The sequence below is a fragment of the Methylobacterium sp. Leaf102 genome, from assembly GCF_001422425.1.
In the GTDB taxonomy this organism is placed as follows: domain Bacteria; phylum Pseudomonadota; class Alphaproteobacteria; order Rhizobiales; family Beijerinckiaceae; genus Methylobacterium.
This window is the reverse complement of sequence record NZ_LMMX01000040.1, coordinates 169,292-184,799: the sequence shown is the minus strand read 5'-3', so window position 1 is coordinate 184,799 and position 15,508 is coordinate 169,292. Positions and strand designations below refer to the sequence as shown.

Annotated in this window: 10 protein-coding genes and 2 pseudogenes; 7 read left to right on the top strand and 5 right to left on the bottom strand. The window is 67.7% G+C overall.

Going from position 1 to position 15,508, the window contains the following annotated elements; genetic code table 11:
- Position 1: 1 nt before the first annotated feature.
- Both ASF27_RS23305 and ASF27_RS20635 read right to left on the bottom strand, forming a co-directional pair.
- A pseudogene (locus ASF27_RS23305) lies at positions 2-402 on the bottom strand (transposase); the annotation flags it as partial.
- Positions 403-469: 67 nt separating this feature from the next.
- A pseudogene (locus ASF27_RS20635) lies at positions 470-1,093 on the bottom strand (aldehyde dehydrogenase family protein); the annotation flags it as partial.
- Positions 1,094-1,447: 354 nt separating this feature from the next.
- Between ASF27_RS20635 and ASF27_RS21895 the strand changes: the two are divergent.
- Positions 1,448-4,204 carry a PAS domain-containing protein gene (locus ASF27_RS21895; RefSeq protein ID WP_082479397.1) on the top strand — a complete coding sequence of 919 codons (2,757 nt, stop codon included), beginning with the start codon at positions 1,448-1,450 and terminating at the stop codon, positions 4,202-4,204.
- A gap of 87 nt (positions 4,205-4,291) precedes the next feature.
- On the opposite strand, the gene ASF27_RS20620 is transcribed toward ASF27_RS21895, so the two are convergent.
- From ASF27_RS20620 to ASF27_RS20610, 3 genes are read right to left on the bottom strand one after another with little or no spacing between them, the layout of a single operon-like run.
- Positions 4,292-6,427 (bottom strand): peptidase domain-containing ABC transporter, encoded by a 2,136-nt coding sequence (locus tag ASF27_RS20620; RefSeq protein ID WP_056265644.1) that lies wholly within the window; start codon positions 6,425-6,427, stop codon positions 4,292-4,294.
- Positions 6,427-7,854 carry an HlyD family efflux transporter periplasmic adaptor subunit gene (locus ASF27_RS20615; RefSeq protein WP_056363048.1) on the bottom strand — a complete coding sequence of 476 codons (1,428 nt, stop codon included), beginning with the start codon at positions 7,852-7,854 and terminating at the stop codon, positions 6,427-6,429. Before ASF27_RS20615 ends, ASF27_RS20620 begins: the two co-directional genes overlap by 1 nt.
- Positions 7,851-8,738, bottom strand: coding sequence for a hypothetical protein (locus tag ASF27_RS20610; protein ID WP_056174342.1), 888 nt, complete (start codon positions 8,736-8,738; stop codon positions 7,851-7,853). The genes ASF27_RS20615 and ASF27_RS20610 overlap by 4 nt, the downstream gene beginning before the upstream one ends.
- A gap of 717 nt (positions 8,739-9,455) precedes the next feature.
- Between ASF27_RS20610 and ASF27_RS20600 the strand changes: the two genes are divergently transcribed.
- The 6 genes from ASF27_RS20600 (at position 9,456) to ASF27_RS20575 (ending at position 15,441) form a co-directional block, all read left to right on the top strand.
- On the top strand, positions 9,456-9,803 hold the full coding sequence (locus tag ASF27_RS20600; RefSeq protein ID WP_082479396.1) for an acyl carrier protein: 348 nt from the start codon (positions 9,456-9,458) through the stop codon (positions 9,801-9,803).
- The gene (locus ASF27_RS20595; RefSeq protein ID WP_056265654.1) at positions 9,800-10,993 is read left to right on the top strand and encodes a beta-ketoacyl-[acyl-carrier-protein] synthase family protein; all 1,194 of its coding nucleotides are present in this window, start codon (positions 9,800-9,802) and stop codon (positions 10,991-10,993) included. Before ASF27_RS20600 ends, ASF27_RS20595 begins: the two co-directional genes overlap by 4 nt.
- 30 nt (positions 10,994-11,023) lie before the next feature.
- On the top strand, positions 11,024-11,548 hold the full coding sequence (locus tag ASF27_RS20590; RefSeq protein ID WP_056265657.1) for a MaoC family dehydratase: 525 nt from the start codon (positions 11,024-11,026) through the stop codon (positions 11,546-11,548).
- A gap of 264 nt (positions 11,549-11,812) precedes the next feature.
- Entirely contained in the window at positions 11,813-13,165 is a 1,353-nt protein-coding gene (locus ASF27_RS20585) for a TolC family protein (protein ID WP_056363042.1), read from the top strand.
- A gap of 203 nt (positions 13,166-13,368) precedes the next feature.
- Entirely contained in the window at positions 13,369-13,794 is a 426-nt protein-coding gene (locus tag ASF27_RS20580; RefSeq protein WP_244481079.1) for a hypothetical protein, read from the top strand.
- A 114-nt stretch (positions 13,795-13,908) separates the two neighbouring features.
- On the top strand, positions 13,909-15,441 hold the full coding sequence (locus ASF27_RS20575; RefSeq protein WP_082479395.1) for a DUF2252 domain-containing protein: 1,533 nt from the start codon (positions 13,909-13,911) through the stop codon (positions 15,439-15,441).
- Positions 15,442-15,508: the final 67 nt, after the last annotated feature.

Sequence of the window (15,508 nt, the reverse complement as noted above, 5' to 3'; positions counted from 1 at the left end):
NAGAGACTTCGAGCACGCGGCACATGAGACGCACCGGCCAGGTGCTCGCATGCTGCTCGATGAAGGCAAACGTCACTTGGGCATCTGCGCGAAGATGCCGATCGCTTTTTCTAGGACGTCGCGCTCCATGCGCGTCCGGTCGAGTTCACGCCGCAGACGGGCGATCTCAGCGGCTTGGTCGGAGGGGGACGCCACCGGGCTCGCAGGCGCGGCTCCCGGTGACCCTGCTCTCCGCGGTGGTGGGGAGCCACCCATCAGCGCCGAGCGCCACAGCCTCAGCATCGAGGGTTGGGTCCAGAACTCGGCTGCGATCTGCATCTGCGGCCGGCCGCTGCTGTCCAGCAGGGCCACCGCCGCGCGTTTGAACTCGGGGGTGAACTCGCGTCTCGTCTTGGCCCTCAAACACCTTCCCGGCCCGCAAGGAGCGTATCAAAGGTGTCCGTGAAAGCGGGGGAGGATCAAACTCGGTCTCCTTGTCGCCGTGGACGACGGAGAACACACCGTCCGGCAAGCCCACCTCCTTGAGCCAGGCGGCGACCAGGAGAGCCGGTGAGGGATCGCGCTCGGAGGGCTTCAGCACGAAGCAATTGCCGCAGGCGAGCGCCACCGGGAACATCCACATCGGTACCATGACGGGGAAGTTGAACGGGGTGATGCCGGCGACCACGCCGAGGGGCTGGCGCAGGGAATGACTGTCGACGCGGGTGCCGACATTCTCCGTCACTTCGCCCTTGAGGAGCTGTGGCGCTGCGGTGGCGAACTCGACCACTTCGAGCCCGCGCTGGATCTCGCCCTTGGCGTCGGACAACACCTTGCCGTGCTCTGCGGTGATGAGGGCCGCGAGCTCGTCGATGCGCTCCTCGGCGATGCGCAGGAATGCGTTGAGGATGCGCGCCCGGCGAAGCGGCGTGGTATGGGCCCAGTCGCGGGCGACCGCCTTCGCGGCCGCCACCGCATCGTTCACATCCGCCGCGTCGGCCAGCGCGACCCGGCCGGTCTCCTCGCCGGTGGCGGGATTGTAGACGGGGGCGGTTCGCGTACCGGTGCCGGGAACGGTCCGGCCGCCGACGAAGTGGTGGATTGCGGTGGGCATGGCTGTCTGGTGTCCTGTTTCTGGGAGATCCGCGAACCGGCGGATCGAGAGCAAAGGGAATGCCTTCGACGGAACGTCGCGACACCCGCGTCAGAAAATGTTCATGTCCCTGCGCGGCCGCGGGGCAGGCCGCGTGCCGAAGACGGTTGCCACGGACCGAAACGGGTGGCGGTGGTTTCCGCTCGTGGGCGTGCCGAGCTTTCCCGCCCCCGATGGCTACCGCCGCGAGGCGGCGGAATTCACCCCGGGCGATTCCAAGCGGCGGCGTCGCCAGAATGTCATGGCTCGCATCATCGCCGGTAATCGTGCCGGACGCCCTCGCCCATAACACAATCACCGGCTAACCCGGTCCGCATGCAGGCCCTATCCCTTCCGGACCCCGAAACCTTGTCCCGCGGGCAGCTCGAAGCCGAAGTGCGCCTGCTGCGTGCCCAGTCGGGCTCGCTCGCACAGATGTTCGAGCAGGCCCCGAGCTTCATCGCCCTGCTCAGTGGCCCGGAGCACCGCTTCACCCTCACCAACGCCGCCTATCAGCGGGCCATCGACCACCGCGACGTGGTCGGTCGCACGGTGGCCGAGGCCTTGCCGGACGCCGCGGCGCAGGGCTACGTCGATCTCCTCGACGACGTGTTCCGCACCGGCCGGATACACAAGGCGACGGGCGCGCGGTTCGATGTCCAGGCCACGGCCGACGGTCCGGTCAACGAACGCTACCTCGACTTCGTCTACCAGCCGATCACCGACGCGCAGGGCACCGTCGTCGGCATCTTCGTCGAGGGGCACGACGTCACCGAGCGCACCTTGGCGGAGACCGCCTTGCGGGCGAGCGAGGCGCGCTACCGGACCCTGTTCGAGAGCATCGAGGTCGGCTTCTGCATCGTCGCGATGAAGTTCGCGGGCACCCACGCCGTCGATTACCGAATCGTCGAAGCCAATCCCGCCTTCGTTCGGCAGACGGGGGCCGATGTCGCCGGCCGGTGGGTGAGCGAGTTCGCCCCCGACCTGGAACGCCACTGGTTCGACACCTACGGCCGCGTCGCCCTCACGGGTGAACCAGCGCATTTCGAGCATTACGCGGACGTGTTCGGGCGCTGGTTCGACGTGCGCGCCCTGCGGACCGGCGATCCGGCCGCACACCACGTCGCCATCTTCTTCTCCGACATCACGGAGCGCCGGAACGTCGAGACCCGCGCGGAAGCCGGTGAACGCGAATTACGTCTCATCACCGACGCGCTGCCGGTCCTGATCTCCTTCATCGGCGCGGACCACGTCTATCGCTTCGCCAACCGGGCATACGAAGACTGGTTCTCGATGCCGGCGGGGGACGTGGTCGGACGGGACGTCAGGGACCTCCTCGGACCGGACGCCTATGCCACCCGCAAGCCCTACATGGACCGGGCGCTGGGCGGCGAATCGGTGACCTTCGAACTCGACTGGCCGCAACGCGACGGGCGGCATCGCGTCGCCGAGATCCGCTACCTGCCGCGGTGGGACCCGGCCGGCACCGTCGACGGTTTCCACGTGTTCGTGCACGACGTGACCGCACGCAAGCAGACGGAATCCGAACTCGCGCGCCAGGTCGCGCTGCGGACCGCGGAGCGCGATCAGGTCTGGCAGGCCTCCTCGGACCTGCTCTGCGTCGCCACCCTCGACGGGTACTTCGTCAGCCTCAACCCGGCCTGGCCACGGACGCTGGGATGGAGCGAGGCCGAGATGAAGGCGCGCCCGTTCCTCGACTTCGTGCATCCGGACGACGTGGCATCCACCCTCGCGGCGGCAGCCGGCTTGGCGCGCGGCGAGCCGCAACTCACCTTCGAGAATCGCTACCGCCACCGGGACGGCACGGACGTGTGGCTGTCCTGGAACGCGGTGCCGCGCGACGGCCTGATCTACGCCTCCGTGCGCGACGTGTCCGAGGCCAAACGTCAGGCCGAGATCCTGGAACGAACCGAGGAGGCTCTCCGGCAATCGCAGAAGATGGAGGCGGTCGGCCAACTCACCGGCGGCTTGGCACACGACTTCAACAACCTGCTCGCAGGTATCTCCGGCTCCCTGGAGCTGATGCAGACCCGGATGGCACAGGGGCGGCTCACCGAGGTCGATCGGTACATGACGGTGGCGCAGGGAGCCGCCAAGCGCGCCGCCGCGCTCACCCACCGGCTCCTCGCCTTCTCCCGGCGCCAGACCCTCGACCCGAAGCCAACGAGCGTGAACCGTCTCGTCAACGACATGGAGGAACTCGTCCGGCGCACGGTCGGCCCCGCGATCCAACTCGAGGTCGTGGGTCTCGCGGGCCTATGGCCGGCGCTGATCGACCCGGGCCAGTTGGAGAATGCGTTGCTCAACCTGTGCATCAACGCCCGGGACGCGATGCCGGACGGCGGCCGCATCACCATCGAGACCGCCAATAAATGGATGGACGAGGCCGGGGCCCGCCAGCACGACATGCCGCCGGGTCAGTATCTCAGCGTCTGCGTGACGGACACCGGAAGCGGCATGTCCGCCGACCTCATGGCCAAGGTGTTCGAACCCTTCTTCACCACCAAGCCCATGGGGGAGGGCACCGGGCTCGGCCTGTCGATGGTGTACGGCTTCGCCCGCCAGTCCGGCGGACAGGTCCGGCTCTATTCGGAGGTCGGACAGGGCACGACGGTCTGCCTCTACCTGCCGCGCCACTACGGTGAGGCCGACGAGGCCGACGTCACGCGACGCCCCCCCGAAGTCGAGCGTGCGGGCCAGGGCGAGACCGTGCTGATCGTCGACGACGAGCCGTCGGTGCGCATGCTGGTCACGGAGGTGCTGGAAGATCTCGGCTACACCGCCATCGAGGCCGGCGACAGCATCGCCGGTCTGAAGATCCTGCAGTCGGATGTCCGGATCGACCTGCTGGTGACGGATGTCGGGCTACCGGGTGGCATGAACGGGCGCCAGATGGCGGACGCGGCCCGTGATCGGCGGCCCGACCTGAAGGTGCTGTTCATCACCGGCTACGCCGAGAACGCGGTCCTGGGAAACGGATACCTTCGCCCGGGAATGCAGGTTTTGACAAAGCCGTTCGTACTGGAGACGCTTGCGTCCCGCATCAGGGATCTCATCGCCAGGACCGTCTGACCCCGGGCATTTCGCGATGCCATGCGCAGCACCCGCCGGAGATTCCATTGGGTCCCCGAGGGGGGCAAGCCGTGCGGGCGTTCGGCGTCACGCCGCCCGCTTCAACCCATCGATCTGCTGCAGCCGCCCGTCCTTCACCTGCAGGATGCGGTCGGCGAACGGCAGCAGGTGAGCGCTGTGGGTCACGAAGACCTTCGACACCGGGATCGCCATCAGGGCGCGGATCAGGGCCTCTTCCGACACGGGATCGAGGTTGGCCGTGACCTCGTCGAGGAGGAGCAGCCGGGGCTGGCGGCACAAGGCGCGGGCGAGGATGAGCCGTCGGCGCTGGCCGGTGGAGAGCAGGGGGCTCTCGTCGGAGAGGAGCGTGGCGAAGCCCTGGGGGAGGGACTGGATCTCCTCCAGCAGCCCCACCACCGACAGCGCGGCCTTCATCTGCTTGTGGGTGACGTCGGGCGAGAACAGGGACAGGTTCTCGATCACGGTGCCGGCAAGCACGCGGTCGTCGGCGAAGACGCAGCCGATATTGGCGCGATACTCGTGGATGCCGAACTCCTCCAGGGGGCTGCCATCCACCATCATCCGGCCGGTCGCACGGACGTTCAGGCTGGACAGGACCTTGAGCAGGGACGACTTCCCGCAGCCCGACGGCCCCACGATGGCGATGGTCTCGGGCTTGTCGATGCGGATGGTCAGATCGAACGGTTCGATGAGCGGCCGGCCGCGGCGGCCGAACTGGATCGACACCTCCTCGAGGCTGACGCTGCGCCGGATCAGGCGGTCGATGCGCAGGCCGGCGCTCGCCGGCTCCGGGCTCTCGTTCAGCACGTCGTCCAGGCGGGCGAAGTGGACCCGCATCACCGAAATCTGCAGCAGGCTCATGATCAGAGTGTTCATGGCGGTGAAGAACGACGCCCGCAGGGCGAAGAACGCGTACAGCACACCCACCGACAGGGTACTCTTCATCACCTCGGTCACGCCCATGAACAGGGTCGCGACGGTGCCGAGCATGAAGATCAGGTGAAGGAACAGATCCGCGTCGATGGAGAGCTTTTTCGCGCGGTAGCCGTAATTGGCGAACCGCGTGAAGTTCTCCAGCCATTTCAAGCCGAAGAAGTTCGTGGTGTTGCCGACCTTGAGGGCGCGGATCTGGGCGAGGCCGTCGAGCAGGCGGGCCTGCTCCTCGGAGCGAGATTCGAGGGTGAGCGCCGTGCTGCGGGCGATACCCGGATAGGTGGCGAAGCGCACGAGGATGGCGGCCGCCAGGGTCACCACGGAAGCGAACGCCATACTGGGCGAGTAGTAGTACATCATCCCGACGAGCAGGATCGACATCGTCCCGTCGGCGATGGACGAGACGAAACCGCCGACGAGGAAAGTCTTGATCTGGTCCACCGACGAGACGCGGGTGACGAAGTCTCCGGGATGCCGGGCCTCGAAGAACGTCATCGGCAGGCGAAAGGCGTGGGAGACGATGTTGCGGGTGAAGTGAATCTCGAACAGCGTCGCTGAGCGCAGGGCCACGAGGTCGCGAAGCCAGCGCGACAGGGCGTCGAGGGCGCTGAAGAGGATGAGGCCGATGACCACGACGGTGAGGAGGTCGAGGTCGTATTGCGGGATCACGCTGTCGACGGCGGTCTGCAGGAAGATAGGCGTCGCCAGGGCGAACAGGGTCGCGGAGAACGACAGCACCGTGATGAGGGCCAGGGTGTGCTCGATGCCCCGACACGAGCGCAGGACCGCCCAGAACAGGGACTTTCGCGACGTCTTCACCGCCTCGAAATCGACCCGCCGCTCGAACTCGAGGGCGATGCCGCCGAAATGGTGCTCCATGTCCTCGCGGGCGTAGAGCCGCTCGCCGAAGGCCGGATCGTGAACGTGGAACGTGCCGCGCACCACCTTCTCGAGCACCACGAAGTGGTTGCCGTTCCAGTGCAGGATCGCCGGGCAGGCGAGCTTCGACAACTCGCCGGTGTTGGAAATGGCCAAGCCCTGCGCGTCGAGCCCGATCTGGCCGGCGACTTCGACGATCTCCGCGAACGTCATGCCCTCCTGCGACGGCGGGAACAGCGCACGCAGGTAGGGCAGGTCGATGTCGTGGCGGTGCGCGTTGGCGACCATCGCCAGGCAGGCGAGCCCGCATTCCATGGTTTCGTTCTGCAGAACGGTCCGGACGGCGCGTTTGCGCTCGCCGAACCCGCCGAACACCGATTGGCCGAACATCAGCGTCCCCTCAAGGCTCGGATCGGATCGAGGACCCAATCGAGCAGGCGGCGGCGCTCCACCACGATATCGGCCGAAAGAGTCGAGCCGATCTTCACGGGAATGCGCTCGCCATAGGCGTCCACGTCGGGCCGGTCGGGCCGGATCTCGATGCGGTAGGCGGATTGGCGCTCCACCGGTCGCGGATCCAGGCCGATATCGGGCTTGTCCTCGCCCGCGAGGCCGCGCACGGCGGCGGTGGAGATGTAGGTGATGGTCCCGTGCTGGATGCCGAAGGTCTTGAACGGGAAGGCATCGTACTTGATGATCACCCGCTGACCGACCTTGGTGAGGCCGACGGCGCGGGCCGGGGCCTCGACGACGACGAGGGGGGCGGCGTTCGGCTCGCCGGTGGCGGCCACGAACTGGCCGGGCTTGACCGAATCCCCGACTTTGGCGGCGAGCGCCAGCACGGCGCCCGCGCTCTGGGCCTGAACCTCGACGGCGGTCTCCGTGCGCAGCATCGCGAGCCGGCTGTCGGTGGATTCGATCTGGTTCTGGGCGCTCGCCTTCTGCGACACCTTGGTGGCGACGAGGAGGTCGAACTCGCGGCGCCGCTCCGAATCCTGGCGCTGCACTTCGAGGCGCTTCAGGCGCAGGTCGGAGAGCTGGCGCTCCAGGTCGAAGGTGCCGCGCTCGTGCGATTCGAGCATGTCGCGGGTGGCGTAGCCGTCGCGCATGTAGGCGGCGATCCGGCGCACCACGGCGCGGCTCTTCTCCGTCGCGGCGGCATGGCGCTGCGCCTGCTCGGCGAGGCCGGCATAGAACACCTCCTGGTCGGCCGCGATCTGCGCCTGCTGCTTCGTCGCGCGGGCAATGAACGCGTCGGCCCGCTCCACCTCGTCCTGCAGGCCCTTGCGGGAGAGTTGGAGGTTGCGCATCTCGGCCTCCACGGCCGATTCCCCACCGGAACTCGCAGAGCCGATGCGCAGGGCGTAGACTGCTTGGCCCGCTTTCACGGGATCGCCCTGGTTGAGGAAGATCCTGGTGATCACGCCGGCCCGGGGCGCATCGAGGCGGGCGAAACCGCCCGTGGCCGCGACCGTGCCCCGCACGGTTTCGGTCTGGGCGAAGTGACCGAACCACAGGCCGCCGATCACCGTGCACACCGTCAGCGCCACGAGCCCCGTCGCCAGAGTCGCGGTTCGGTTCTGACGCAGATCGATGGTCTGGACGATGCGGGGATTCTGGACGATGCCGGGCATCGGCCCGTCATCGGGATTCCCGGAGGTCTCCTCCGGCTGTGCCTCCGGCGGATCATCGTCGACGGGACGCGCATCGGACTCGGCCCGGACCATATGGCGGGCGGCAGCGGCCTCGACGCTCCGAGCCGGGGATTGCGTCGTGTCGTCCTCGGGTGGGCCGGCCCGGGTCACGTCGAAGGTCATGCCTGTCCGCCCTCGTGGAGAAACTCGTGCAGGCGCGGCCACATGAACCATTGGGCGGGGGCCGTCAGCACCGAGGTCTCGATGTGGCGGCGAACCAGACTCGTCACCCGTGCCTTGGTCTCCGGACCGCTATCGGCGACCTCGAAGGGCTGACCGCAACGAACCGTGTCGCCGGCGCAATCCGACGTGATGGAGAGCGGCAGGACCGCCGCCTCCGTCAGGCGGGCGAGGCTGTCGATGCCCATGGCGAGGCGGATCGGTCGGCCGAACAGGGTGGTCTCGACGGGTCCACCGTAGCTCGCCGGCAGGTCGACGAACGACACGATGACGGACCCGGTGCGGGCGAACCGGATCGCATCGATGTAATCCTGCTTGTCGCGGACGTTCAGGAACCGCATCTCCATGCCCATCTCGGAGATGCGCTGCATGACGCGGGTCTCGACGGCGCGGTCCTCGCGCGCCCGCAGGATCAGCATCCGCCGATCGCGGAAGAAGTCGTGGATCAGGCGAGCGAAGGGCAGGGCGAAGCAGCCCATGTGGAGCGGCGCCAGGATCACCGGCTTCCCGCTCGACGCCACCCGGCGGATGAGCTCCGGATCGGCGAACCGCACCGATTGCCAGTCGGCGACGATGTCGGCGTGCGAGCGGGTCACCAGGGACAGCCACTCGAGGCCGTAGAGGTCGTCCGAAAACGCGGTTTCGGCATCGAGGCGACTGGCTTCGGCCCGGGGCAGGCGCAAGGTCTGGCGTAGGATCGGCGCGACGCCGCGTGCGGGCAGCCGGCGCGTCACCCGCTGGGCGAGCCACAGGGTCCGAAGGGCGCGGCGGCGCAGCCTCAGCGGCAGGGCGGCGACCCGCAACTGTAGAGGGGTGACGTCGTTCATCGCCGGGTCCAGTCCATCCACGGGCAATAGACTGATTTGCGTTGACAGTTCTTTAAGTGCGAACGCCGCCCGGGCATCCCAGGCGGCGTTCCATCAATATTCGTGATCGAGGCTTCGGCGGCGAGGCCCGATTTGATCCCGATCGAGACCGGTCCGAGCCGCCCTTACGAGCAGTCTGCGCCCTTGGACGGCGGGCAGTTCGGGGCCGGGGCCGGCTTGCAGTCGACGGGCTTGGTACCGCCGGAGACCTTCTTGAGATCAGTGAGAGCGAGCTTCTTCATGGGATGCATGTCCTGAATGAGAGGGTAGCGAAGTCAGTCGACCGGGCGGTCCGGCGAGTCGGCTTACGAGCAGTCTGCGCCCTTGGACGGCGGGCAGTTCGGGGCCGGGGCCGGCTTGCAGTCGACGGGCTTGGTACCGCCGGAGACCTTCTTGAGATCGGCGAGATTGAGCTTCTTCATGGGGCTACTCCAGATCGAACCCGGCCTGACCTTGAGGCTGCCGGCTGGCTGCTGTTCAGCCATGGACAAACCGTACCCAGCACCCGGGGCCGCATCAATGCAGTCAAACTACGGTGCCGGGCCAATGGTTACCACCCGAGACTATTTCCGGAATTTACCATCAAGAGGGATAGATTTTGTAGAATACGAACCGCGACTTGCGGATTGAATGACCGGATTGATATTTGAGCCTCCTTCAGAGTTGCGAGGCCCACCAATGGTAACGCAGTCATCCACCCCCGCCGCTGCCCAAGACGAGATCGAGACCACCCTGCTCGAAATCTTCCGCACCCATTTGAAGACCGAAGGAACAGGTTGGGACGCCAACACCACCATGGCGGAAGCTCAGGTCGACTCCTTCGATCTGGTCGAATTGGTCTTCGAGATCGAGGACCGGTTCGGAATCGAAGTCAGCTTCAACGCCAATTCGGGCGAGACCGGTACGCTCACCGTCGGACACGTCGCCGAGATGATCCGGGCCGGACTGGCGGCGAAGAAATCCCAGGCCGCCAAATCCACCACCGCCGCCGACATCGCTCCGATGTCCAAGGTCCAGCTGGCGTGACCGCCGTCGTGGTCTCGGGCCTCGGGGTCGCGGCCCCCGGCGGGCTCGATACGGAAACGTTCTGGACGAGCCTCGTCTCGGGACAGAACGTGTTCTCGGCGAGCCGTGCCCTGCCGGATTCGGGGATCGTGGTCGCGCAGATCGACGAGACCGCGGATTTCTCCCGCCTGCCGCTCGCCTCGCAGGCGGCCTGCGACCGCAGCGCGATCCTCGCCGTCGCCGCCGCACAGGCCGCGATGGCGGACGCGAAGCTGAGCCTCGACGCGGTGGCGCCGGAACGCGTCGCCGTCATCCTCGGCAATGGCGGCGGCGGCCTGACCAGCCTCGACGCGCAATACTCGCGCCTGTTCAAGGACGGCAAGCGCCCGCACCCGTTTTCCGTGGTGCGGGCGATGACGAGTTCTTCGGCGAGTTGGGTCTCCCTCGCCTTCGGCGCCAAGGGACCGTGCTTCGTCATCGCCAGTGCCTGCGCGTCGGCAACCCACGCCATTGGGCTCGCGGCGCAGATGATCCGCGCCGGCATCGTCGACATCGCCATCACGGGCGGGACAGAGGCGCCGCTGTCGCACGGCACCCTGATGGCCTGGGATGCCATGAAGATCATGAGCCGGACCCGGTGCCGCCCGTTCTCGCGTGACCGCGACGGCCTCGTCGTCGGGGAGGGAGCGGGGATCCTCGTTCTGGAGCGCGCCGACCACGCCCGTGCGCGGGGGATCACCCGATCGGTCGCGCTCGCGGGTTTCGCCTCCAACGCCGATGCGGGCGACATCGTCGCGCCGACCGTCGATGGAATGGCCCGAGCCATGCGCTCCGCCCTCGCGGATGCCGGCCTCGCGCCAGACGACGTCGCCTACATCAACGCCCACGGAACGGGCACGCGCGCCAACGATCTCACCGAAGGCAACGCCATGGCGGACGTGTTCGGGCCGGGGCGCATCCCGCCGGTCTCGTCGACCAAAGGCGCCACAGGACACGCCCTCGGTGCGGCCGGGGCCCTGGAGGCCGTCGCCACGATCCTGGCCATGGAACGCGGGATCGCGCCGCCGACGGCGAACCTCGTCGAACTCGACCCGGCGCTGGATTTCGACGCCATCCCATGTGTGGCCCGGCCGATGCCCATCCCCGTCGCCATGTCGAATTCCTTCGCCTTCGGAGGTCTCAACGCCAGCCTGATCTTCCGGACGGCCTGAGCCTTTCGCCCGCCATCGGACCAGACAGCCATGAACGCGCACGTGACTCCGCCGGAAACGCTTTCACCCGACCCTGCGGCCTACCTCGACGCCCTGAGGGCGCGGGTCAAAACAACCATCGGCACCTCCGACTGGGTGGTGATCGACCAGACGCGGATCGACCGGTTCGCCGAGGCGACGGGGGATTTCCAGTTCGTCCATGTCGATCCCGTCCGGGCCGCCGCAGAGACGCCGTTCGGCGGCACCATTGCGCATGGCTACCTGACCCTCGCCATGGTGGGGACGTTCGCGGCGGCGGCACTTCCACCCCATCCGGCGGTGCGCCTCATGGTCAACCTCGGTGCCGACAAGGTTCGCCTGCTGGCCCCCGTCCGGGTCGACCACGCGATTCGCGGCGTGTTCACCCTCGCGGGTGTCAGCGTCCTACCGGAGGGGAGGGCCGCCCTGCGGATCACGGTCGCCATCGAGTGCCGGCCGCCGGGTCCCTCTGCGGCCGATCCGGTATTCGCACTGACCGCCGACCTGTCCATCATGCTGATACTCAACGAGGCGTGATGGACAGTCGAAAAATCATCTTGTCCACTTGTCGACCGGACAAGACTTCAGCCCGACCACCGGTAGAAAACCGCTTCTGCGCGGGGACAATTTCTAGAACGAAATTACTTTTTTATCTTTCACAGTATGATTTTCATAAAAAGACTTAGTTGATTATCTTGACTGGATTACGCGCCTGTGAACGGTATGAGTTTCATCGCCGGTTAACCTTGACGGTCTATTCACGACCGACACGCAGCGCATGTCGGGCGACTGGATTTCCACATGGATCGGACGGAGCGGGCAGGGGCGAACGGCGGCCCGTGCGGCACCCTTGGTGGCGGGGTCCGCCGCTCAGTGCGGTACGCCGTGCTCGGCGTTCTGCTCCTCGCCGGTCCGGCGCCCGCGGAAACCCTCGACACATCGATGCACTGGGCCCTGCGCGACAGCTACGACCGCAAGGCCGACGATGCGCGTCAGGCAGCGGCGGAGGCCCGGGTTCTCGGCGGCTACGAAGCCTTCCTGCCGACGGCGGCCTACGTCGTCACCCACCGCCTCGACAGCAACATCCGGTACTCGCCGGACTTCACCAGCACGCCCGAAGCGCCCATCGGGATCGACACGGTGCCGCGGCGCCAGCCCGAGGTCGAGGCGTTCCAGCTTTCCCTGCCCCTGTTCGACGGCCTGCGACGCTACCACGATCTGGAATCCGCACGAAGCGCTGCCGCCGCCGGCCGGGAGCTCCAGAACGACAAGACCCAGCAGATCCTGTACGACACGGCGAGCGCGTATCTCGCCGTCCTGCGTGACCGCACCATCCTGCGTCTGCGCCAAGTCGCCATCGCGGACGTGGCAAAGGTCGCCAAGAGCGTCGCCGTGAAGCTCGAGGTCCACGACGCCACCCTGGCGGACTCGGCCCTGGCCGAATCGCGGGTCACCGCCGCCATCGCTGCGCACGAACAGGCGAAAGCCAACCTGCTTGCCTCGGAACTCGCCCTGGCGCGCCTCGCCGGTCCGACGGCGAACCCGTCGGGCCTGCCTCGCATCCCGAGCGCGTTGCTGCCCCGGTCCCTCGATGAGTTGCGCGACACCCTGCTGCAGACGAATCCGCGGCTGCTCGCTGCCCGTCTCAACGCGGATTCGGCTGCCTCCAGCGCCAAGGTCGCCTATGCGCGCTTCTCGCCGCAACTGAACTTCGTCTTCGCGCATACGCGCCAGGGCGCCGTCTCGAACTATCCCTACAAGGTCCGTGATACGTCGGCGATGCTGCAGGCGCGCATCCCGATCTACGACCCCGGTGAATTCGCCGACGTGGCGCGCGGCCACGCCCTCGCCGATCAGAGGTCCTTCGAAGCCCTCGATCTCGAGCGGACCGTCCTCACCCAGGCCTCCACCGCCTTCGTCCAGCGCACCTCGTTGATCGTCCAGACGAAGCTTGCGGCCAAACGCGTGCGCAGAATCGAGGACGCCGTGCTCGGCCGGAAAATGGAGCTCCGCCTCGGCTCCATGACCATCGTCGATCTGTTGAACACCCTGGCGGAATTGACCGAAGCCAATGTCGCCAAGATCAACATCGAATTCGAGCGCGACAGGATCACGTATTCCCTCGCCTCCGCCATGAACCGGCTTCGGGTTTAGCGACTGCGGGCGCGAGACGCGCGGGCGCAGGATTCGCGCCGCAGAACCTGGGCCACGCGGCCCCGGCGGAGAGGCGTCGCCAGAGAGGGCCGGGCTCTTCCGGCGCGTGGACCTCGGTGTATCCTCGCTCGGCGGACGAAGCGGAGCCGGGAGATCGAATGCGGGGGCGCGAGCAGGTCGGGACGGGTCGTTCGGTCCGACGCGTGACACGGGAGTTGCGCCGCCTGGAGGCGCTGGCGGCCCGCCGGCGCCTGCGGGTCCGACTCCTGCGCGGCCTGCGCGGCACCCTCGGGACGGGAGCGACCCTCGTGGCCCTGGTCAAGTTCAAGCTCGGGGCCTCCCTTGGTCTCAAGGTCGCGCTTGCCGTCCTCGTGGGAATCGGCCTCGCCTGGCCCTTCCTCGTCTTGGCGGTCCTGACCCTCATCGGCTTGGTTCTGGCCCTTGTCAGCGTCTTCGAGGGTGGTCATGCCGGGTCCCTCGATTGCCCCGATGGCTCGGGCTGCGAACGCCGGGAGAAGCGTGCCGAACGGCTCAAGCATCTCATCGCGACGCGAAGGGAATGGCTCGACGCTCAGGCCGTGCCGCCGACACCACCCTGGTCTGTGCCGTCGAAGCGATACCCCTACTGATGCGACATCGCGGACGGCCGCCCATACGGATTGCGGCCGCGCTTTAATCCCCCTGGGGGCAACGATGTGCCGAGGCTCCGGTTGTCCTCGGCACAGCGAGTACGGGTTGCGAACATGGAACGGTCGAACGACTTCATCGAGCGGCATCACCCGCAGGCCGAAGCCTTCGCAGGGCCCGAAGTCCGGGCGGCGGAAGAGCGCGTGCCCGACGCGGAAGTGGCCGAGGATGTCGTCCTCGAACCCCTGGCCGACTACCCCCGGATCGATCTGCGCGGTGCCGGCGAGCCCTGGGAGAAGCGTCGTGCCGCCGGCAAGGTCCTGCGGGATAACGTGCCGCACGAGAGCCATGCACCGCTCTTCCTCCCGGAGAATCGGCCCGATCCCGTGGCCCTCATCGAGGCCGCGCACGAGGGGCGCCAGCCCCATCTCGTCCCCTTGCGCGTGGCGCGCATGGCGAGCTCGCCGTTCGCCTTCCTGCGCGGGGCCGCGCACGTGATGGCCTGGGATCTCGCCCAGTCGCCTCGCAGCGGCATCATGGTGGCGATGAACGGCGACGCCCACATCTCGAATTTCGGTCTGTTCGGCACGCCCCAGCGCGACGTGGTGCTCGACCTCAACGATTTCGACGAAGTCACCATCGGCCCGTGGGAATGGGACCTGAAGCGCCTCGTCGCCAGCATCGAGGTGGCGGCCCGCGGCGATCACGTGGCCCCGGCCGAGCGCCGCGCCGCGGTCGTGGCGGCGGTGGGCGGGTACCAGCACACCATGACGGAATTGGCGCCCCAGGGCCCCCTCGACGTCTGGCAGCACGCCGCACGCGCCGACAACCTCGACTTCTCGGGCATCCGCATCGACGGCGAATCGCAGGGTGTCGTGCGCAAGGCCGTGGAGAAAGCCCGCAAGCGCACCAACCAGACCCTGCTCGCACGGGTCGGCGAGCGCCGCGTCGATGGCGGCTGGCGGTTCCGCGAGGACCCGCCGATCCTCACCCGCGTCGACGACGAGACCCGCGAGGCGATCATCAGCGGGCTCGAGCACTACGCAGACACCCTACCGCGCGAGCGCCGGTTCATGCTGAGCCGCTACCACGTGGTCGACGTCGCCCACCGGGTGGTGGGCGTCGGCAGCGTCGGCACACGCGCCTACGTGGCCCTGCTGTGCGGCAACTCGGACCAGGACGTGCTCTTTCTGCAGGTGAAGGAGGCCGTGCGCCCGGCGCATGCCCCCTACTTGCCCGGCATGCCCGAGCCCTATGCCAGCCACGAGGGCGAGCGCGTGATCTACGGCCAGCGCCTGCTCCAGGCGGTGGGCGACCCATTGCTCGGCTGGACCAGTATCGCCGACCGGCCGTTCTACGTGCGGCAGATGAAGAACATGAAGGGCGAGATTCCGGTGTCGTGCATGACCGGTCAGCCGCTCCTGTACTTCTCCTGGGCCTACGGCGCGCTCCTCGCCCGCGCCCATGCCCGGACTGGGGATGCCGCCGCCATCGCGGGTTATTGCGGCAAGGACCGCCACGCCGACCTGCGCGAGGCCTTGGCCGACTGGGCCAGCGCCTACGGCGAGCGCAACCAGGCCGACTACGAGACTTTTCTCGCGGCCATCGCGGACGGCCGCCTCGAGGCGGCACCCGATCCGCATCTGTGACGATCCGTCGGGCCTTAGCGGTGGGCGGGGCGGCACGGAGCGCTTGATTCTCGGGCGCCCCGCCGGA